20 protein-coding genes and 2 tRNA genes are annotated in these 19,621 nt (G+C 45.5%); 17 read left to right on the top strand and 5 right to left on the bottom strand.

Annotated features, from left to right (window positions below; all coding sequences use genetic code 11):
• The first annotated feature begins 107 nt into the window (after positions 1 to 107).
• Positions 108 to 995, top strand: a complete 888-nt coding sequence (locus tag BQ7997_RS01695) for an AraC family transcriptional regulator (RefSeq protein ID WP_073343513.1) — start codon at positions 108 to 110, stop codon at positions 993 to 995.
• Between the two features lie 89 nt (positions 996 to 1,084).
• Positions 1,085 to 1,507 carry a pyridoxamine 5'-phosphate oxidase family protein gene (locus BQ7997_RS01690; RefSeq protein WP_073342916.1) on the top strand — a complete coding sequence of 141 codons (423 nt, stop codon included), beginning with the start codon at positions 1,085 to 1,087 and terminating at the stop codon, positions 1,505 to 1,507.
• Between the two features lie 259 nt (positions 1,508 to 1,766).
• Here BQ7997_RS01690 and BQ7997_RS01685 read toward each other — a convergent pair.
• A tRNA-Asp gene (locus BQ7997_RS01685) sits at positions 1,767 to 1,840 on the bottom strand.
• A gap of 54 nt (positions 1,841 to 1,894) precedes the next feature.
• A tRNA-Asp gene (locus tag BQ7997_RS01680) sits at positions 1,895 to 1,968 on the bottom strand.
• A gap of 444 nt (positions 1,969 to 2,412) precedes the next feature.
• On the opposite strand from BQ7997_RS01680, the gene purU reads away from it, so the two are divergent.
• The 9 genes from purU to BQ7997_RS01635 all read left to right on the top strand — a co-directional run bounded on the left by purU (position 2,413) and on the right by BQ7997_RS01635 (position 10,139).
• On the top strand, positions 2,413 to 3,270 hold the full coding sequence (purU, locus tag BQ7997_RS01675; protein ID WP_004297049.1) for a formyltetrahydrofolate deformylase: 858 nt from the start codon (positions 2,413 to 2,415) through the stop codon (positions 3,268 to 3,270).
• Positions 3,270 to 3,860: an imidazole glycerol phosphate synthase subunit HisH gene (hisH, locus tag BQ7997_RS01670; RefSeq protein WP_044653158.1), complete on the top strand. Its 591-nt coding sequence runs from the start codon at positions 3,270 to 3,272 to the stop codon at positions 3,858 to 3,860. Before purU ends, hisH begins: the two co-directional genes overlap by 1 nt.
• Positions 3,861 to 3,998: 138 nt before the next feature.
• Entirely contained in the window at positions 3,999 to 4,718 is a 720-nt protein-coding gene (gene hisA / locus BQ7997_RS01665) for a 1-(5-phosphoribosyl)-5-[(5-phosphoribosylamino)methylideneamino]imidazole-4-carboxamide isomerase (RefSeq protein ID WP_073342913.1), read from the top strand.
• A gap of 73 nt (positions 4,719 to 4,791) precedes the next feature.
• Positions 4,792 to 5,547, top strand: coding sequence for an imidazole glycerol phosphate synthase subunit HisF (hisF, locus tag BQ7997_RS01660; RefSeq protein ID WP_022138591.1), 756 nt, complete (start codon positions 4,792 to 4,794; stop codon positions 5,545 to 5,547).
• 21 nt (positions 5,548 to 5,568) lie between these two features.
• Positions 5,569 to 6,180, top strand: coding sequence for a bifunctional phosphoribosyl-AMP cyclohydrolase/phosphoribosyl-ATP diphosphatase HisIE (hisIE, locus tag BQ7997_RS01655; protein WP_022138590.1), 612 nt, complete (start codon positions 5,569 to 5,571; stop codon positions 6,178 to 6,180).
• Between the two features lie 37 nt (positions 6,181 to 6,217).
• Complete coding sequence (locus BQ7997_RS01650; RefSeq protein ID WP_073342910.1) at positions 6,218 to 6,946, top strand: cell division ATP-binding protein FtsE; 729 nt, start codon at positions 6,218 to 6,220, stop codon at positions 6,944 to 6,946.
• Between the two features lie 13 nt (positions 6,947 to 6,959).
• Positions 6,960 to 8,279 (top strand): aspartate kinase, encoded by a 1,320-nt coding sequence (locus tag BQ7997_RS01645; protein ID WP_073342905.1) that lies wholly within the window; start codon positions 6,960 to 6,962, stop codon positions 8,277 to 8,279.
• A gap of 78 nt (positions 8,280 to 8,357) precedes the next feature.
• Positions 8,358 to 9,518, top strand: coding sequence for a diaminopimelate decarboxylase (lysA, locus tag BQ7997_RS01640; protein WP_073342902.1), 1,161 nt, complete (start codon positions 8,358 to 8,360; stop codon positions 9,516 to 9,518).
• A gap of 141 nt (positions 9,519 to 9,659) precedes the next feature.
• The gene (locus tag BQ7997_RS01635) at positions 9,660 to 10,139 is read left to right on the top strand and encodes a ferritin (RefSeq protein WP_022138586.1); all 480 of its coding nucleotides are present in this window, start codon (positions 9,660 to 9,662) and stop codon (positions 10,137 to 10,139) included.
• 34 nt (positions 10,140 to 10,173) lie between these two features.
• Here BQ7997_RS01635 and BQ7997_RS01630 read toward each other — a convergent pair whose 3' ends face one another.
• A complete protein-coding gene (locus BQ7997_RS01630) occupies positions 10,174 to 10,605 on the bottom strand; it encodes a DUF2721 domain-containing protein (protein ID WP_022138585.1) in 432 nt (143 codons plus the stop codon).
• Between the two features lie 189 nt (positions 10,606 to 10,794).
• Positions 10,795 to 11,988: a glycine C-acetyltransferase gene (kbl, locus tag BQ7997_RS01625; RefSeq protein WP_073342899.1), complete on the bottom strand. Its 1,194-nt coding sequence runs from the start codon at positions 11,986 to 11,988 to the stop codon at positions 10,795 to 10,797.
• A gap of 135 nt (positions 11,989 to 12,123) precedes the next feature.
• Between kbl and BQ7997_RS01620 the strand changes: the two genes are divergently transcribed.
• The 5 genes from BQ7997_RS01620 to BQ7997_RS01600 all read left to right on the top strand — a co-directional run bounded on the left by BQ7997_RS01620 (position 12,124) and on the right by BQ7997_RS01600 (position 17,363).
• The gene (locus tag BQ7997_RS01620) at positions 12,124 to 13,077 is read left to right on the top strand and encodes an NAD-dependent epimerase/dehydratase family protein (protein WP_044653416.1); all 954 of its coding nucleotides are present in this window, start codon (positions 12,124 to 12,126) and stop codon (positions 13,075 to 13,077) included.
• A complete protein-coding gene (locus BQ7997_RS01615; protein ID WP_073342896.1) occupies positions 13,077 to 13,925 on the top strand; it encodes a DUF4348 domain-containing protein in 849 nt (282 codons plus the stop codon). The genes BQ7997_RS01620 and BQ7997_RS01615 overlap by 1 nt, the downstream gene beginning before the upstream one ends.
• Positions 13,926 to 13,944: 19 nt before the next feature.
• Positions 13,945 to 14,937: a UDP-N-acetylmuramate dehydrogenase gene (gene murB / locus BQ7997_RS01610; RefSeq protein WP_083589139.1), complete on the top strand. Its 993-nt coding sequence runs from the start codon at positions 13,945 to 13,947 to the stop codon at positions 14,935 to 14,937.
• Positions 14,938 to 14,943: 6 nt separating this feature from the next.
• Positions 14,944 to 15,702, top strand: coding sequence for an MBL fold metallo-hydrolase (locus tag BQ7997_RS01605; protein WP_022138580.1), 759 nt, complete (start codon positions 14,944 to 14,946; stop codon positions 15,700 to 15,702).
• An 83-nt stretch (positions 15,703 to 15,785) separates the two neighbouring features.
• Entirely contained in the window at positions 15,786 to 17,363 is a 1,578-nt protein-coding gene (locus BQ7997_RS01600; RefSeq protein WP_073342891.1) for a DUF3352 domain-containing protein, read from the top strand.
• A gap of 539 nt (positions 17,364 to 17,902) precedes the next feature.
• Here the strand turns inward: BQ7997_RS01600 and BQ7997_RS01595 are convergent.
• Positions 17,903 to 18,277, bottom strand: coding sequence for a DUF3127 domain-containing protein (locus BQ7997_RS01595; protein WP_044653421.1), 375 nt, complete (start codon positions 18,275 to 18,277; stop codon positions 17,903 to 17,905).
• A gap of 151 nt (positions 18,278 to 18,428) precedes the next feature.
• Between BQ7997_RS01595 and dnaN the strand changes: the two genes are divergently transcribed.
• Positions 18,429 to 19,550 carry a DNA polymerase III subunit beta gene (gene dnaN / locus BQ7997_RS01590; protein ID WP_044653422.1) on the top strand — a complete coding sequence of 374 codons (1,122 nt, stop codon included), beginning with the start codon at positions 18,429 to 18,431 and terminating at the stop codon, positions 19,548 to 19,550.
• The last annotated feature ends 71 nt before the right edge of the window (positions 19,551 to 19,621 follow it).

The raw sequence follows: 19,621 nt of genomic DNA, 5'->3' as shown, positions 1-19,621 counted from the left end.
ACTTTTAAAGATATTCCTTATCAAATAGTCTATTGTTGTTTTCATTTATTTCTAAAGTGAAAAAGCCTTGGATTATTTGATAAGGAATATTATTTTTGTACTCTATAATGAAGAACTCGATTCCCCGATATACTTTCCATAAAAATAAGTATGGCAGTGAACTTTTGATGGATGTCGTAGAGCTGAAATATGTGAAGAAGTTCCTGGCTGAAAGTTCCGTCCATACGCTGACTTATTATGACATTACTTTTATAACGGAAGGAGAGGGGAGTTTTTCAATTGACAACCGTAGCTATGAGGCTTTCCCCCAAGATGTGTTTTTCTCTAAAACGGGGGAAATTCGGAACTGGGATACGCATCACATAACAAACGGATATGCTTTGATTTTTGAGGATGAGTTTTTGTCTTCCCTCTTTAGCGATTCTATGTTTGTCCGGCATCTTGCATTTTTCAAACCGGAAAAGATATCAGCCAAACTGCGTCTTCCGGACGAACTTTATATGCGTGTCCTTCAAGTCTTGCACAATATTAAAACGGAGATTGACTCTTACAAACAGAATGATAATGATGTACATGTTTTGAGGGCATTGCTTTATGAAGTTCTGATGCTGTTGGAACGGGCTTATCAGAAGGCGATTTCAAACGAGGAAATCACCGCAGATAAAGAAATCAATAATACTCATATAGACAGATTCATCCATTTGGTTGGAACTCATTTGAAGGAACAACATTCTGTTCGGTTTTATGCGGAAAAACTTTGCATCACTCCCAATTACCTGAATGAAATCATAACTTCGGCAATGGGGCTTAGTGCAAAGCAATACATTCAGAATAAAGTGATAGATGAAGCTAAAAGGTTGCTTGCTTATACAGATGCTCCGATATCGGATATTGCGTTTGAACTTCATTTCTCGACGGTTTCTTATTTTATCCGCTGCTTCCGGCAACATACGGGAGAAACGCCGTTACTCTACCGGAAAAAGTATAAACCGTAAAAAGTACTATTTCTCCCTTTCTTTTTATTGCACCAGCTCTACTCAATATCCTTACTTTTGCATCAAATAATAACCGATTAAATTATTAAATGATGAGAGACGCAGAAAAAACGGTAGGAAACATGATTGACAAGCAGAAAACAGCCTTTATCGGTTCCATAGACAGCGAAGGATTTCCCAATATTAAAGCTATGTTGCAACCCCGGAAAAGGGAAGGGATAAAAACGATTTATCTGACAACGAATACTTCGTCAATGCGTGTTGGGCAATACCGGGAGAACAATCATGCCTGTATTTACTTTTGTGATAACCGCTTCTTTCGGGGAGTAATGTTGCGCGGCACAATGGAAGTGTTGACAGACAGTGCCAGTAAAGAGATGATATGGCAGGAAGGTGATACAATGTATTATCCCGAAGGAGTCACCGACCCCGACTATTGTGTGTTGAAATTTACGGCAACTTCCGGTAGGTTTTATAGTAATTTCAAGTCGGAAAGCTTTATCGTAGGGTAGACTCATGGTACATAAGGGAAGCTGAGAAGCAGGGATTTTCCGAACTGGTGGTATGGTATTGTACACATGGAGGAAGCCGTTTCTCACAAGCAGGGTTGCGGGATGAATCCATTTTTATAAATACATATTATATTTACCTTTGAAAAGTAGGAGTTGACAGAACGTTTTGGCGGAAAAGATAATAAAAAACACCCGAAAAAGCCATTAATGGTACTTTTCGGGTGTCCTTTTGTAACTACCTTATAATAAGGATTTATTGCGGTGCGTACGGGACTCGAACCCGTGACCCCATGCGTGACAGGCATGTATTCTAACCAACTGAACTAACGCACCAAATTTTAATTGGATTAACTCATTTCTATTCTCTCTGCTTCTTAATGAAAGAAGCGGTGCGTACGGGACTCGAACCCGTGACCCCATGCGTGACAGGCATGTATTCTAACCAACTGAACTAACGCACCAGAATTTCAATTTGTCAATTCGCATCTCTCTCGATTGCGGGTGCAAAGGTAGTTGTTTTTTATAAATCTGCAAGCGTTTTGGGAAAAGTTTTTTTTAAGAAAAAACGAGAAAAACGCTTAGTGTCTCATTTTGAGTACTTTTGTAATGAAAAAAAATATTGTTTTTTCTTCTCTTCGGATAGTGACGCTATCCGGTTGTCATAGTGACGCCATCACGATAGGATAGCGTCACTATCCGAAGGTGATAGCGTCACTATCCTAAAGTTTGTCATTCTTTCCATAGGAAATAACTCTCAATATCTTTCTATCTGTAAGAAATCACCGTTTTTATATCAACTTTCTGCTTGAATAATTCGTAATTTTGCAATAAATCGTTATTTTTGCGGACTAAAATTAGGGAGGTGGAGAATATTCCTCCCCCGGAATCGTAAATCAGTAAAAAGAATGATGACAACAGCCAAACTGTTATTGCACTGTCCCGACAAACCGGGAATCCTTGCGGAAGTGACAGACTTTATTACGGTAAACAAAGGAAATATTATCTATTTGGATCAATATGTAGACCATGTAGAGAACATATTCTTCATGCGTATTGAATGGGAATTGAAAGACTTCTTAGTTCCCCAGGAAAAGATTGAAGATTACTTCAGGACACTTTACGGCCAAAAGTACGAAATGGACTTCCGTCTTTATTTCTCGGATGTAAAACCACGTATGGCTATTTTCGTTTCCAAACTATCTCATTGTCTTTTCGATATGTTGGCTCGTTACACTGCAGGCGAATGGAATGTGGAGATACCTCTTATTATAAGCAACCACCCCGATTTGCAGCACGTGGCCGAACGTTTCGGTATCCCTTTCTATCTGTTTCCTATTACAAAAGAGACGAAGGAAGAACAGGAACGCAAAGAAATGGAACTGCTTGCCAAACATAAGATTACATTTATCGTACTGGCACGCTATATGCAAGTAATCTCCGAACAGATGATTAATGCTTATCCGAATAAGATAATCAATATCCATCACTCTTTCCTTCCTGCGTTCGTAGGGGCGAAACCTTACCATGCAGCCTTCCAAAGAGGTGTGAAGATTATCGGAGCCACCAGCCATTACGTGACAACAGAGTTGGATGCAGGCCCCATCATCGAACAGGACGTAGTACGCATCACCCATAAAGATGCCATTGAAGACCTGGTAAATAAAGGAAAAGACCTTGAAAAAATCGTTCTTTCCCGTGCGGTACAGAAGCACATTGAACGCAAAGTCTTGGCTTATAAAAATAAAACAGTAATATTCAGCTAATGAAAGTAGCAGTCGTAAAATATAATGCCGGCAATATCCGTTCTGTGGATTATGCTTTGAAGCGGTTGGGGGTGGAAGCGGTGATTACTGCTGATAAAGAAGAACTCCAGTCGGCCGATAAAGTAATCTTCCCCGGAGTGGGAGAGGCGGAAACTACCATGAACCACTTGAAAGCGACAGGACTGGACGAATTGATAAAGAACTTGCGGCAGCCTGTATTCGGAATCTGTCTCGGTATGCAATTAATGTGCCGTTATTCCGAAGAAGGGGGAGTGGACTGTTTTAATATCTTCGATGTAGACGTGAAACGTTTTGTTCCACAGAAACATGAAGATAAAGTACCGCATATGGGTTGGAATACCATCGTAGATACGAATAGCAAACTCTTCGAAGGATTCACCGAAGAAGAATTTGTCTACTTCGTGCATAGTTTCTATGTTCCGACTTGTGAATTTACTGCCGCTACGACCGATTACATTCATCCGTTCAGCGCAGCGTTGCACAAAGATAATTTTTACGCTACCCAGTTCCATCCGGAAAAGAGTGGCAAGACAGGAGAGAAGATTCTGACGAATTTCCTGAACCTATAATAAACTATGTTGCCGTTTATAATAAACTCCACCATAATTTATAATAAACTCGTTCGTAGTTTATAATAAACTTTTCCGGCGGATGAAACGGTGCTGACAAGCGAAAGAATTGTATAACCAAATATCTTGAAATACCAAATGATAGAAATTATTCCGGCCATCGATATTATTGACGGAAAGTGCGTACGCCTTTCCCAGGGAGACTACGATAGTAAGAAGGTATACAACGAGAATCCGGTAGAAGTTGCCAGGGAGTTCGAAGCGAACGGCGTTCGCAGACTTCATGTGGTCGACTTGGATGGTGCTGCTTCTCACCATGTAGTCAACTATCGTGTGTTGGAACAAATTGCTACACATACTTCGCTCGTGATAGACTTCGGTGGTGGAGTAAAAAGCGACGAAGACTTAAAGATAGCCTTTGAAAGCGGCGCGCAGATGGTGACAGGCGGCAGCATTGCTGTGAAAGACCCCGCACTGTTTACTCATTGGCTGGAAATATACGGCAGTGAAAAGATAATTCTGGGAGCAGACGTCAAAGACCATAAGATAGCCGTCAACGGTTGGAAGGACGAAAGTACCTGTGAACTATTCCCCTTCCTCGAAGACTATATGACGAAAGGAATACGGAAAGTAATCTGCACGGACATTAGTTGCGACGGAATGTTGAGCGGCCCTTCCATTGATTTATATAAGGAAATGCTTGCCAAATTTCCCGACCTCTATCTGATGGCCAGTGGCGGAGTGAGCAAGATAGATGATATTATCGCCCTGGACGAAGCCGGTATCCCCGGAGTCATCTTTGGCAAAGCGTTGTACGAAGGACATATCACATTGAAAGCTTTACGAATCTTTCTGTAAGCCGTCAACCATACAACGGCATCCCCGTTCAAAGCACAAGTTTAAATTGTCAAATAGTAAATAAAATAGGATTGTGTTAGCAAAAAGAATTATCCCTTGTCTTGACATTAAAGACGGGCAAACAGTAAAAGGAACAAACTTCGTTAATTTGCGCCAGGCCGGTGACCCGGTAGAACTGGGGCGGGCTTATAGTGAACAAGGAGCAGATGAACTTGTTTTCCTCGATATAACTGCAAGCCACGAAGGACGCAAGACCTTTACCGAACTGGTCAAGCGGATTGCGGCAAATATCAACATCCCGTTTACCGTAGGTGGCGGAATCAACGAATTGAGCGATGTAGACCGTTTGCTGAATGCCGGAGCAGATAAGATTTCAATCAACTCTTCCGCTATCCGTAATCCGCAACTGATTGATGAAATCGCCAAGAATTTCGGTTCCCAGGTCTGTGTACTGGCAGTAGACGCCAAGCAAACAGACCACGGATGGAAATGCTATCTCAACGGTGGTCGCATCGAAACCGATAAAGAACTGATGTCATGGACAAGAGAAGCCCAGGAACGTGGTGCAGGCGAAATCCTGTTCACGAGCATGAACCATGACGGCGTAAAGACCGGCTATGCGAACGAAGCCCTTGCTTCACTTGCCGACCAGCTCTCTATTCCAGTCATCGCTTCCGGTGGAGCAGGTTGTAAAGAACACTTCCGCGACGTATTTTTGCAAGGAAAGGCAGATGCGGCGTTGGCAGCCAGCGTTTTTCATTTCGGAGAAATCAAAATTCCCGATTTAAAATCGTATCTTTGCGGCGAAGGTATTGTAATGCGTAAATAGTAAATTAAGATATTAGATAAAATGGAATTGGATTTCGATAAAATGAACGGACTTGTTCCGGCTATCATACAGGACGACGAAACACGTAAAGTCCTGATGTTGGGCTTCATGAATAAGGAAGCATATGATAAAACGGTAGAAACGGGAAAAGTGACTTTCTTCAGCCGCACCAAGAACCGTTTGTGGACGAAAGGTGAGGAAAGTGGTAACTTCCTTCACGTTGTTTCTATCAAAGCCGATTGCGATAATGATACATTATTGATACAAGTGAATCCGGTAGGGCCGGTATGTCACACAGGTACAGACACTTGCTGGGGCGAGAAGAACGAAGAACCGGTCATGTTCCTGAAAGCATTGCAGGACTTCATCGACAAACGTCACGAAGAAATGCCCGAAGGCTCCTACACAACCAGTCTGTTTAAATCCGGTGTCAATAAAATGGCGCAGAAAGTAGGCGAAGAAGCAGTAGAGACAGTCATCGAAGCAACCAACGGAACAGACGACCGCCTGATTTACGAAGGAGCCGACCTGATTTACCACATGATTGTATTACTCACTTCAAAAGGCTATCGCATCGAAGACCTTGCACGCGAATTGCAGGAAAGACATAGCAGTACCTGGAAGAGACATTGATTCAATTAGAAATTAAAGATTAAAAATAAAAGTCAGCATGGGCGACGAGGCGTTGATACAATATAAGAACGTAGAAATCCATCAACAGGAACTCTGTGTGCTGAATGATGTCAATCTTGAACTGCATAAAGGCGAGTTCGTCTACCTGATAGGAAAAGTAGGCTCCGGCAAAACGAGCCTGCTCAAAACTTTCTATGGCGAACTGGACGTAATGGACGGTGAAGCAGAAGTGCTGGGCTATAATATGCGTTCCATCAAACGCAAGCATATCCCTCAACTTCGCCGGAAACTAGGCATTGTGTTTCAAGATTTCCAGTTGCTGACAGATCGCACCGTTTACAACAACCTCGAGTTCGTGCTCAGCGCCACAGGCTGGAAAAACAAACAAGAGATAAAGGAACGCATTGAAGAAGTGCTCGACCTGGTAGGAATGTCCAATAAAGGCTATAAACTGCCCAACGAACTTTCCGGCGGCGAACAGCAACGCATCGTGATTGCACGTGCAGTACTCAACTCCCCGGCTATCATCCTGGCGGATGAACCGACCGGAAACCTGGACGTAGAAACAGGAAAATCCATTGTAGAGTTGCTGCACAATATCTGTGAATCCGGCTCATCCGTAGTGATGACGACCCACAACCTGCAATTGCTGAAAGACTACCCCGGCAGAGTATACCGTTGCGCCGACCATCAGATTGTAGATGTCACCGACGAATACATGCCCCGTCAGAGAACAATAGAAATAGATTTAAATATAGATAACTAAAACAGTAACGAAAATGAAAGTTTTAAAGTTTGGAGGAACTTCCGTAGGTTCTGCTCAACGCATGAAGGAAGTAGCCAAATTGATTACCGATGGTGAACAGAAGATTGTTGTCCTTTCAGCTATGTCAGGTACGACAAACACATTGGTGGAAATTTCGGACTATCTGTATAAGAAGAATCCGGAGGGTGCCAACGAGATTATCAATAAGCTGGAATCTAAATATAAACAGCACGTTGATGAACTTTTCGCAACCCAGGAATATAAACAGAAAGGTCTTGAAGTCATCAAGTCTCACTTCGACTACATCCGTTCCTATACGAAAGACCTTTTCACTCTGTTCGAAGAGAAAGTGGTTTTGGCACAGGGCGAGCTCATTTCTACGGCTATGGTAAACTTCTACCTGCAGGAATGTGGCGCGAAGTCCGTATTGCTTCCGGCTTTGGAATTCATGCGTACTGACAAGAACGCAGAGCCGGATCCTGTATATATTAAGGAGAAGTTGCAAGTGCAGCTCGACCTCTATCCGGATATGGACATCTACATCACACAAGGTTTCATCTGCCGCAACGCTTACGGTGAGATAGACAACCTGCAACGTGGTGGCAGCGATTACACCGCTTCCCTGATCGGAGCAGCCGTAAACGCTTCCGAAATCCAGATTTGGACAGACATCGACGGTATGCATAACAACGACCCGCGTGTTGTCGACAAGACAGCTCCGGTTCGTCAGCTTCACTTTGAAGAAGCAGCCGAGCTGGCTTACTTCGGTGCAAAAATCTTGCACCCGACTTGTATCCAGCCTGCCAAATACGCCAACATCCCCGTACGCCTGTTGAACACCATGGATCCGGAAGCTCCCGGCACATTGATTTCCAACGATACGGAAAAAGGCAAAATCAAAGCAGTAGCCGCCAAAGAAAACATTACAGCTATCAAAATCAAATCCAGCCGTATGTTACTGGCTCATGGTTTCCTGCGTAAGGTATTCGAAATATTCGAAAGCTACCAGACTTCCATCGACATGATTTGTACGTCAGAAGTAGGTGTATCCGTTACGATAGACAACACCAAGCATCTGAACGAAATCCTTGATGACCTGAAGAAATACGGAACGGTGACCATTGACAAAGATATGTGTATCATCTGCGTTGTAGGCGACCTGGAGTGGGAAAACGTCGGTTTCGAAGCAAAAGCGCTCGACGCGATGCGCGACATACCGGTGCGAATGATTTCTTTCGGTGGAAGCAACTACAACATCTCCTTCCTCATCCGGGAATGCGATAAGAAGACAGCGTTACAGTCGCTGAGCGACATGCTTTTCAACAACAAATAATTCCACAAATAACACGAGCGCTTTTACCAACCTGATAAAAGCGCTCTTTTTTAACTAACTAAACAAGTTTTTCGAATTATGAAAGGAATATTTCCAATCGATAAGTTCCGCACTTTGCAGACCCCTTTCTATTACTACGATACCAAGGTGCTGCGTGATACATTGTCGGCTATCAACCACGAGGTTGCCAAATATCCTAATTATTCAGTGCATTACGCTGTCAAGGCCAATGCCAACCCGAAAGTACTGACCATCATCCGCGAGAGTGGGATGGGAGCCGACTGCGTGAGCGGCGGAGAAATCCGTGCGGCTATCCGTGCCGGATTCCCTGCAAACAAAGTTGTTTTCGCCGGAGTAGGCAAAGCCGACTGGGAAATCAACCTCGGCCTGGAGTACGGCATCTTCTGCTTCAATGTAGAATCCATTCCCGAACTGGAAGTCATTAACGAACTGGCTGCCGCACAAAACAAGATAGCCAACGTCGCCTTCCGCATCAACCCCGATGTAGGTGCGCATACTCATGCCAATATCACTACCGGACTGGCTGAAAACAAATTCGGCATCAGCATGCAGGATATGGACAAAGTGATTGACATAGCTCTCGAAATGAAGAATATCAAGTTCATCGGACTCCACTTCCATATCGGTTCGCAGATTCTCGATATGGGTGACTTTGTCGCCCTCTGCAATCGTGTCAACGAACTACAGGATAAACTGGAAGCCCGCCGAATTTTAGTGGAACATATCAATGTGGGCGGTGGACTCGGCATTGATTACGGACACCCCAACCGTCAGGCAATCCCGAACTTCAAAGAATACTTCTCCACCTACGCCGGACAACTGAAACTGCGTCCCTACCAGACGCTGCATTTTGAATTAGGACGCGCAGTCGTTGGCCAGTGTGGTACATTGATATCCAAAGTACTGTATGTGAAACAAGGAGCGAAGAAGAAATTCGCCATCCTCGATGCCGGTATGACCGACCTGATCCGCCCCGCCCTCTATCAGGCCTACCATAAAATGGAAAATATTACATCCGAAGAACCGGTAGAAGCCTATGATGTAGTAGGCCCTATCTGCGAATCGTCCGATGTTTTCGGAAAGGCGATAGACCTGAACAAAGTGAAGCGTGGCGACCTGATAGCCCTTCGTTCAGCAGGTGCATACGGTGAAATCATGGCATCCGGCTACAACTGCCGTGAACTGCCGAAAGGCTATACTTCCGATGATTTGGTGTAATTAAAAAATGAGTAGCCACGTCCAAAGTGTGAATGTAATTTAAAAATGCAGAGGACGTGGAACAATTCTTACTGAAATCTTGTTATTTTTGTAATGAGTTCAAAAAGAAACTACATTAACAACTTAATAATAAATACGATTATGATTTCAGAAAAATTACAAAAAGCAATCAATGAACAGATTACAGCCGAAATGTGGTCTGCTAATCTGTATCTGGCAATGTCTTTCTACTTTGAGAAAGAAGGTTTCAGTGGATTTGCGCATTGGATGAAGAAACAATCCCACGAAGAACTGGAACATGCTTACGCTATGGCCGATTATATCATCAAACGTGGTGGAACCGCAACTGTTGACAAAATAGACGTTGTGCCCAACGGTTGGGGAACTCCATTGGAAGTGTTTGAACACGTTTACAAACACGAATGTCATGTATCTGCCTTGGTAGATAAATTGGTTGACGTAGCTGCTGCGGAAAAAGATAAGGCAACTCAGGATTTCCTATGGGGATTCGTTCGCGAGCAAGTAGAAGAAGAAGCTACTGCGCAAGGAATTGTTGATAAGATTAAGAAAGCTGGTGACACCGGAATTTTCTTTGTTGACTCACAACTGGGACAACGTTGATGATAGATTCAGAATATCTTAAAGATATATATAATCAGAGCTGTCGGGAAGTGTTTTCTGACAGCTTTTTTTGTCTTTTCTCCATCGCTCCCAAGTAAATCTCCAATGAGCGGGTGGAAATCTGTATTTCACGGAAAGATACGCCGAGAGAAGCGATAAGCAGAAGCAAAGCCACCCCGAACACATAAGCGGAGAGCAGTTGCAATCCGATATAAATAAAGAACATGCTGACCACACAGAGGAACAGGCTTGCAATTCCCAACCCTTGCATGGTGCGGGTGAGATTCAACCGTTTCCGTAAGTTTTCGATTTGCGCTACGGTGATATCCGTAGGATTTTCCATATAGCGGTCACGCAGTTGGCGTACGAGCTGTGCATACGATAAAAAACGATTGGTGTAAGCCAGTAAAATCAGAGAAACTGCCGAGAAAAGCAGGGCAGGAGTAGTGAGAGTCAGTTCTTCCATTTTCTTATAGTCAAATAGCGGTCTAAAATCTGTTTTATAAAAAGAATTTCTAGGCACGGATTACACGAATTTCGCGGTTCTCACGGATTATATGTTTTTAGAATGATTCTTGTCATAAAACAACCATGCATGAAATCCGTGTAATCCGTGCCTGGAAAATATATCCCGCAAGGAAACCTTGCTCCGGCGCTACGCCGTCGGCAATACGCCAAGCTCTTTACCTACTTTGATAAAGGCGGCTATACACTTGTCGAGATGTTCCTTCTCATGTCCTGCGGAAATCTGTACACGGATACGAGCCTGGTCTTTGGGAACTACCGGATAATAGAATCCCGTCACATAAATACCCTCTTCCTGCATACGTGCAGCATAAATCTGCGACAACTTCGCGTCATACAGCATCACGGCACAGATAGCGCTTTGGGTCGGCTTGATGTCAAATCCGGCAGCCGTCATCTTGTCACGGAAATAATTTACATTCTCCACGAGCTTGTCATGCAACGCATTGCTCTCCTTCAGCATCTTGAATACCTCAAGACTTGCACCGATAATGCCCGGTGCCAATGAGTTGGAGAACAAATACGGGCGGCTACGTTGACGCAGCAAATCAATAATCTCCTTACGTCCCGTCGTAAATCCACCCAGCGCACCGCCGAAAGCCTTGCCCAGCGTACCGGTATAAATATCCACACGTCCGTGCGTCTTATATAATTCGCTTACTCCATGCCCCGTAGCACCCACCACGCCGGCAGAGTGAGACTCGTCTACCATAACCAGCGCGTCATACTTCTCGGCGAGGTCGCAAATCTGATCCATCGGAGCCACGTTGCCATCCATAGAGAACACACCGTCGGTAACGACAATGCGGAAACGTTGTGCCTGCGCTTCTTGTAGACATCTTTCCAAATCCTTCATGTCGGCATTGGCATACCGATAACGTTTCGCCTTGCACAGACGGACACCGTCAATAATAGAAGCATGATTCAGAGAATCCGAGATGATAGCGTCCTCATCAGTGAAAAGCGGTTCGAATACACCGCCGTTCGCGTCGAAACAGGCAGCATACAAGATTGTATCTTCTGTCTGAAAATAATCAGAGATAGCAGCTTCCAGTTCCTTGTGTATATCTTGTGTTCCGCAGATGAAGCGAACGGACGACATACCGTATCCGCGTCGGTTCATCATTTCCTGTGACGCCTTAATCAGTCGTGGGTGATTGGACAGTCCCAGATAGTTGTTAGCGCAGAAGTTCAGCACTTCCTTGCCTTTAACAGTGATGGCAGCTTGCTGCGCACTTTCGATCAGTCGTTCTTCTTTGTAAAGCCCGGCTTCCTTGATTTCAGCCAATGTCTGGCTGAGGAATTCTTTCATTTTACCGTACATAGTGTTTGAGTAATTAAGTTCGATTACAAAGGACACAATTTTTCTTGGAATAACCATATCTTTTTGATTAAAATCTGAAAAAAAAGTGCTTACTTTGTGCGCTATTTAGCTTACTAACTTAAGTACGAAGAAAAAATGAAACACATTTTGATTATTGGAGCCACCGGACAGATAGGCTCCGAACTAACGATGGAGCTACGTAAACGTTACGGAAATGCAAATGTAGTAGCTGGTTACATCCCGGGTGCAGAACCTAAAGGAGAGTTGAAAGAATCCGGGCCGTCAGCTATTGCGGACGTGACGGATGCAGAAGCGATTGCTTCTGTGGTAAAGGAGTATCAGATTGATACGATTTATAATCTTGCCGCCCTGCTTTCGGTTGTGGCGGAGTCGAAGCCCAAACTGGCATGGAAAATCGGCATCGACGGATTATGGAATGTACTGGAAGTGGCGCGCGAACAAGGCTGCGCGGTATTCACCCCCAGTTCTATCGGTTCTTTCGGCGCGACTACGCCGCATACACAAACACCGCAGGATACTATCCAGCGTCCTCGTACCATGTATGGAGTCACAAAAGTAACCACAGAGTTGCTGAGTGACTACTATTTTAACAAATACGGTGTCGATACCCGTGCTGTCCGTTTCCCGGGCATTATCTCGAACGTGACACCCCCGGGTGGCGGAACTACTGACTATGCTGTCGACATTTATTATTCGGCAGTGAAAGGAGAAAAATTCGTGTGCCCCATCAAACAAGGCACCCTGATGGATATGATGTATATGCCGGACGCGCTGAACGCAGCCATTACGCTGATGGAAGCCGACCCGACCAAACTGATACACCGCAATGCTTTCAATATCGCCTCTATGAGTTTCGACCCGGAGACGATTTATCAGGAAATCAAGAAGCATATGCCGCAGTTCGAGATGGTTTATGACGTAGACCCCTTGAAGCAGCGCATAGCCGACAGTTGGCCTGATAGCCTGGACGATACCTGTGCCCGCCAGGAGTGGGGGTGGAAGCCGGCCTACAATTTGGAAAGCATGACGGTGGATATGCTTGAAAAGTTAAGAGAGAAATTGAAATAATGAAAAAACTAATTGCAGGGGTCATATTGCTCTGCATGTTGGGCTCTTGTGGTAACAAGAAAACCAAGATTGACCCCTTCGCATCTATTACCCAAGAAGTGGATTCAATCCGCCAACAGGCGGATTCTATCCATGGAGATGAATTGCCGGAAGAGCCGCAGCCTATACAGGCTGACGAATCTTTCGACGATTTCATCTACAATTTTGCTTCCGATGATGCTTTGCAGCGTCAACGTGTGAAATTTCCTTTGCCCTACTACAAAGGAGATGAAAAGTCGAATATCGACGAAAAGCACTGGAAGCATGACGACTTGTTTACCAAGCAGCATTATTATACGCTCCTGTTTGATAAAGAAGAAGACATGGATTTGGTAGGAGACACCTCACTCACATCCGTACAGGTAGAATGGATATTCGTCAAGACCCGGATGATGAAGCGGTATTATTTTGAGCGTATCAAAGGAGCATGGATACTGGAAGCAATCAATCTGCGCCCTATCGGGAAGAGTGACAACGAGAATTTTGTAGAGTTCTTCGGTCGTTTTGCCACTGATAGCGTTTTTCAAAGTCAGCGCGTGCGTGAGCCATTGGCTTTTGTCACCAGTGACCCGGACGATGACTTCTCCATCCTGGAGACAAGTCTCGACCTCAACCAGTGGTTTGCCTTCAAACCCGAACTTCCTTCCGAACGCCTTTCCAATATCAACTACGGACAGCGGAATGACGATAATTCCACAACAAAAATCCTGGCATTGAAAGGTATTGGCAACGGTTTCTCCAACATTCTTTATTTCTGTCGGAAAGCCGGAGAATGGGAACTGTGTAAGTTTGAAGATACAAGTATATAACCCTAAAACAGTATAGATGATGTACTCTCTTTTGTCTTACAATACATTCGGCATTGATGTCAGTGCCGCCCGTTTTTTAGAATATGCTTCAGTAGAAGAACTGCAACAACTGATTGCGCAAGGTGCCGTTACGACACCTTTTTTGCATATAGGCGGCGGCAGTAACCTTCTGTTTACCAAAGACTATGACGGGTTGATACTTCATTCGCGCATCGAAGGAATCGAAGTGACGGAAGAAGATGCGTGCTCCGTATCCGTGCGGGTAGGCGCAGGCGTTGTATGGGATGACTTTGTGGCCTACTGCGTGGAACGCGGATGGTACGGAGCCGAAAATCTCTCCCTGATTCCCGGTGAAGTGGGAGCGAGTGCCGTACAGAACATCGGAGCCTATGGCGTCGAAGTGAAAGACATCATAACCGCTGTGGAGACAGTGAACATTCAGGGCGAAAAACGTGTTTACTCCGTAGAAGAATGTGAATATGCCTATCGCGACAGCCTCTTTAAACGTCCGGAGAATAAGTCGGTCTTTGTCACCCACGTACGTTTCCGGCTTAGCAAAGAAGCGCATTACACACTGGATTACGGAACCATCCGCCAGGAACTTGACAAATACCCTGAACTGACGTTGCCGGTAGTCCGGAAAGTAATCATTGATATCCGCGAAAGCAAGTTGCCCGACCCGAAAGTCATGGGAAATGCCGGCAGCTTCTTTATGAACCCCATCGTCCCTAAAGAAAAACTGGCAGACCTGCAACGGGAATATCCCCGGATACCCTATTACGAACTGGCTGACGGACGGGTGAAAATCCCTGCGGGATGGATGATAGACCAGTGTGGCTGGAAAGGAAAATCCCTGGGGCCTGCGGCTGTGCACGATAAACAAGCCCTCGTGCTGGTCAACAAGGGCGGGGCGAAGGGGAGTGATATAATAGCACTTTCGGACGCGGTACGGGCTTCGGTTCGCGAGAAGTTCGGCATAGACATTCATCCTGAAGTAAATTTTGTAGGATAACGAGAAATGAAAGTAAGAATCATAGGAAGCGGAACATCGACGGGAGTGCCCCAAATCGGCTGCACATGCGCAGTCTGTACTTCTGCCGATCCGAAAGATAACCGCCTGCGTGCATCCGCCATCGTGGAAACGGACGACGCGCGGATACTGATAGACTGCGGCCCCGATTTCCGGGAACAAGTATTGCATCTCCCTTACGAGCGGATAGACGGCGTGCTCATAACGCATGAGCACTACGACCACGTCGGCGGGCTGGACGATTTGCGCCCTTTCTGCCGTTTCGGTTCCGTGCCCATCTATGCCGAGGAATATGTGGCGAAAGCATTGCGCCTGCGCATGCCCTACTGTTTCGTAGACCATCGTTACCCCGGCGTGCCCGACATCCCTTTGCAGGAAATTGAACCGGGACAGCGCTTTTCCATTAACCATACGGAAATACTTCCCCTGCGTGTGATGCACGGCCGGTTGCCGATTCTGGGCTACCGCATCGGACAACTCGGCTATATCACCGACATGCTGACCATGCCCGAAGAATCTTTTGAACAATTAGCGGGAATAGATGTTTTGATAGTGAATGCACTTCGGATTGCCCCGCATCCTACCCATCAGAATTTGGAAGAGGCGTTGGCAGTGGCGCGGCGTATTCAGGCAAAGGAAACTTACTTCATACATATGAGCCATGATATGGGCTTGCATGCCGAGGTTGAACGGAAACTACCGGACAATATTCACCTGGCATTTGACGGAATGGAAATCCATCTCTGATTGTCGGTGAAATTTTTAGCAAAAGTTTTGTTTCCTTTGTAGAAATTATTATTTTTGCACCTAACCGATAAACAGCGGATATTATGAAACTTCGTACGATAGTGAAAATAGCGGTCACTTCTTCTGTTGTACTTTTGTGCGCAGGTTTCGCCTTATACTCTTTTTTCCGGTTGTCGGCCGCCGAAGGACAGAAGGATTTCAACCTTTACGAGTTAGTTCCGACCACCGCTTCCGCGGTATTTGCCACCGATGATGTGCTCGGATTTGTCACCGAAATAGACGGCCTGACTTGTAGCAAGAATCAGCAATATCTGCATGTATCTAAACTTTTTTCTTATCTGAAGCAGACCCTCTATGCGCTTTCGGAAGACAGTCCGCACGGGTTAAGCCGGCAAATGAACCAAATGCTGATTAGCTTCCACGAGCCGGATAATGAACGCAATCAGGTACTTTATTGTCGGTTGGGCGCAGGAGACAGGGAGTTAATCGACAGATTTGTGCAGAAATATATCTCATCGCTCTACCCGCCGAAAAGCTTCGACTATAAAGGAGAGGAAATAATGATTTACCCCATGTCCGACGGTGATTTCCTCGCCTGCTACCTGACACCCGATTTCATGGCATTGAGTTTCCAGAAGAAACTGGTGGAAGACGTCATTGATGCCTATAAGAAAGGGGATTCACTGGCGGATGATTCTACTTTCACCGAAGTGCGCGCGCCGAAGAAAAGTACGGCTGCCGCCACCATCTATACCCGTGTGAACGGGATGATCGGATGGACGGAGTTCGATATGAAGATGAAAGACGACTTTGTCTATTTCACAGGAATCAGCCACGACGCAGATACCTGCTTCACCTTTATCAACCTGCTCCGCCAACAAGAATCCGTGCAGGGATTTCCCGGCGAAGTGCTGCCCTCTACCGCATTCTATTTCAGTAAACAAAGCATAACCGACTGGAACTCCTTGCTCTCTTACGGCGATTTGCAAGGGTACGCAACCGCAGGACGCACTGCTGAAATGCAAAACAGGGACAGGGAGTTATTGCATTATCTGATGGAGAATACCGGGCACGATTTGGTTGCCTGCCTGTTTCAGCGGGAAGATACCTTGCAAGAAGATGCGGCAGCAGTGTTGAGCCTGTCCGTACTGGACGTGACGGAAGCCGAACGGATGCTGCGCTCGTTGGTCAATACCGCTCCTGCCGAAGAAGGGATTAGAAAACCCCGTATAACTTTTTGTTATACCGCCAATAAGGCTTACCCTGTCTATCGGCTCCCTCAAACAACGTTGTTTACGCAACTAACCAGTTTTGTGGAACCGGCATCCCATATGTATGCCGCTTTCTATGGCGGGCGTCTGCTGCTCGCTCCCGATGAAGACAGTCTGTCCCGTTACATCCGCCAGTTGGACAAAGGCGAAGTGCTCGATGGAGCAATCGCCTATCGGGCAGGAATGGATAGTATGTCCGATTCTTATCATTTTATGTTGATGGCGGACTTCGACCATCTGTTCCATCAAGCGGAAAAACAAGTCAGTTTCGTGCCGGATTTCTTCTTGCGCAACTCCGGATTTTTTCGCAATTTTATACTTTTTGCCCAGTTCACCTATGCTGATGGAGTGGTTTATCCTAACATCGTTTTGCGGTATAAAACGGAGTAAAGCCCTGTTTGGAAATCTCATTTGAAAACCTGTTTTTCTATGTGGGAAAAAGAGCTTCCGATTAAGATTTTCCGGATTTGAGCAGTGGAAAATCCTATGGAAAACCTACGGGAAAATAACAGAAAACCTACCCGAAAACCTAGTTGGAAAATATCGTCCTTTTTTTGAAAACTAAAACTTCTGAAACGCCTTCTGGCAGGGCGTAAAAACCGAACCATAACCGAACCATAACCCAAGAGAAGAGAATAGAAGAGAATAGAATATAAAAAATAGAAATAGAAAGAAAGAGAAAAAGCTGTTGCTGTTGCCGGTGAATTTTTGAGGAAGGGAGAATTGCCCTGGCTGATGTTGCTTCGTTTCTTCCGTAACCCGTGGGAGAATTTTCCCCACCCCGCAGCAGACTGTTGCTCATCCCCGGAATGAAGTGTGTTCAGCCCACGGCGGAATCTTTACAAAGTGCGGGCATAAAAAAAACTCCCGGCAAGAACATTCTCACCGGGAGTTTTTTTATCTGTATCGTCAAGCGGAATACTTTCGGCTTAGAACGGCAGGTCGTCTTTAGCGTCGCCCGGAGTGAAATCCGGAGTAGCCGACGGAGCCGGTGGAGGAACGGGAGCACCCGGAGCCATCGGAGCACCTGCGCCGACACGCTCAACTTTCCATGCACGGATACTGTTGAACCAGCGGTCTTGCCACTGGCGGGCGTCAACGTCGAATGATACGGTCAGTTCTTCACCCATCTGAATGTTAAACTGTTCGATTTTGTCCGCGCCGAATACGTCGAAACACATTTTGCGCGGGTATTGGTCGTGGTTTTCAATAACGAACTCTTGTGATTTCCACTCATTGCCGCTAGTCTTTGAAACTCCACCTCTCGGAGGGAGTATAGCGATGATTTTTCCTGTAAATTCCATTGCGATTAATTTAAATTCTGCGGCGAAGTTACGATTTTTTGGGAATATCCCTCACACAAACTCAGTTTTTCTTTTGTTTTGTTGGGTAGCACGAATCTTTTTTCGTAACTTTGTGCGATAGAACATTTAAAACTTAAATACACGAAAATATATGAAATTTATCGTTTCAAGTACTGCTCTTTCCAGCCATTTACAGGCCATCAGCCGTGTGATTAATTCAAAAAATGCGCTGCCGATTCTCGATTGTTTCCTCTTCGAACTGGAAGACGGAACATTGTCTGTGACCGTATCTGACAGCGAAACGACGATGGTGACTACCGTTGAAGTGAATGGCGATACAAACGGGCGTTTTGCCGTAGTAGCGAAAACATTGCTTGATGCACTGAAGGAGATTCCGGAACAACCGTTGACATTTGACATCAATCCGGATAATTACGAAATCACAGTGCAGTACCAAAACGGAAAATACAGCCTGATGGGACAGAATGCGGATGAATTCCCGCAGTCGGCTACACTGGGTGACAACGCAGTCCGCGTGGAAATGGCGGCTGAAGTATTGCTGGGTGGTATCAACCGCTCCGTATTCGCCACTGCCGACGATGAACTTCGCCCCGTGATGAACGGTATTTATTTTGATATTACAACAGAAGACATCACCATGGTGGCTTCGGACGGTCATAAACTGGTACGTTGCAAGACGTTAGCTGCCAAAGGCAACGAACGCGCAGCCTTCATCCTTCCGAAGAAACCGGCTACCTTGCTCAAGAACCTTCTGCCGAAAGAACAGGGAACTGTGACTGTCGAATTTGACGAACGCAACGCTGTATTCATGCTTGAAAAATACCGCATGGTGTGCCGTCTCATCGAAGGACGTTATCCGAACTACAACTCGGTGATTCCTCAGAACAACCCTCACAAGGTAACCGTAGACCGCCAGCAGTTGGTAGGTGCTTTGCGCCGTGTGTCCATCTTCTCGTCACAAGCGAGCAGTTTGATTAAACTCCGTGTGCAGGATAATCAGATTGTGATTTCCGCGCAGGACATCGACTTCTCCACTTCTGCCGAAGAAACACAGGTATGCCAGTATGCAGGTGCTCCAATGAGCATCGGCTTCAAGTCTACTTTCCTTATCGACATCCTGAACAATATCTCGGCCGACGAAGTGGTTATCGAACTGGCCGACCCGTCACGTGCCGGAGTTATCATCCCTGTGGAACAGGAAGAGAACGAAGACCTGTTGATGCTGCTGATGCCGATGATGCTGAACGATTAATGCTAATTCACCACAGAGGACGCAGAGGACACAGAGGATAAATTTGAATATTTATTATTAAATAACCCTCT

The sequence above is a fragment of the Bacteroides congonensis genome (assembly GCF_900130125.1).
GTDB lineage: Bacteria > Bacteroidota > Bacteroidia > Bacteroidales > Bacteroidaceae > Bacteroides > Bacteroides congonensis.
Note: the sequence above shows the minus strand (reverse complement) of the source record. Positions and strands in the feature narration are given on the sequence as shown.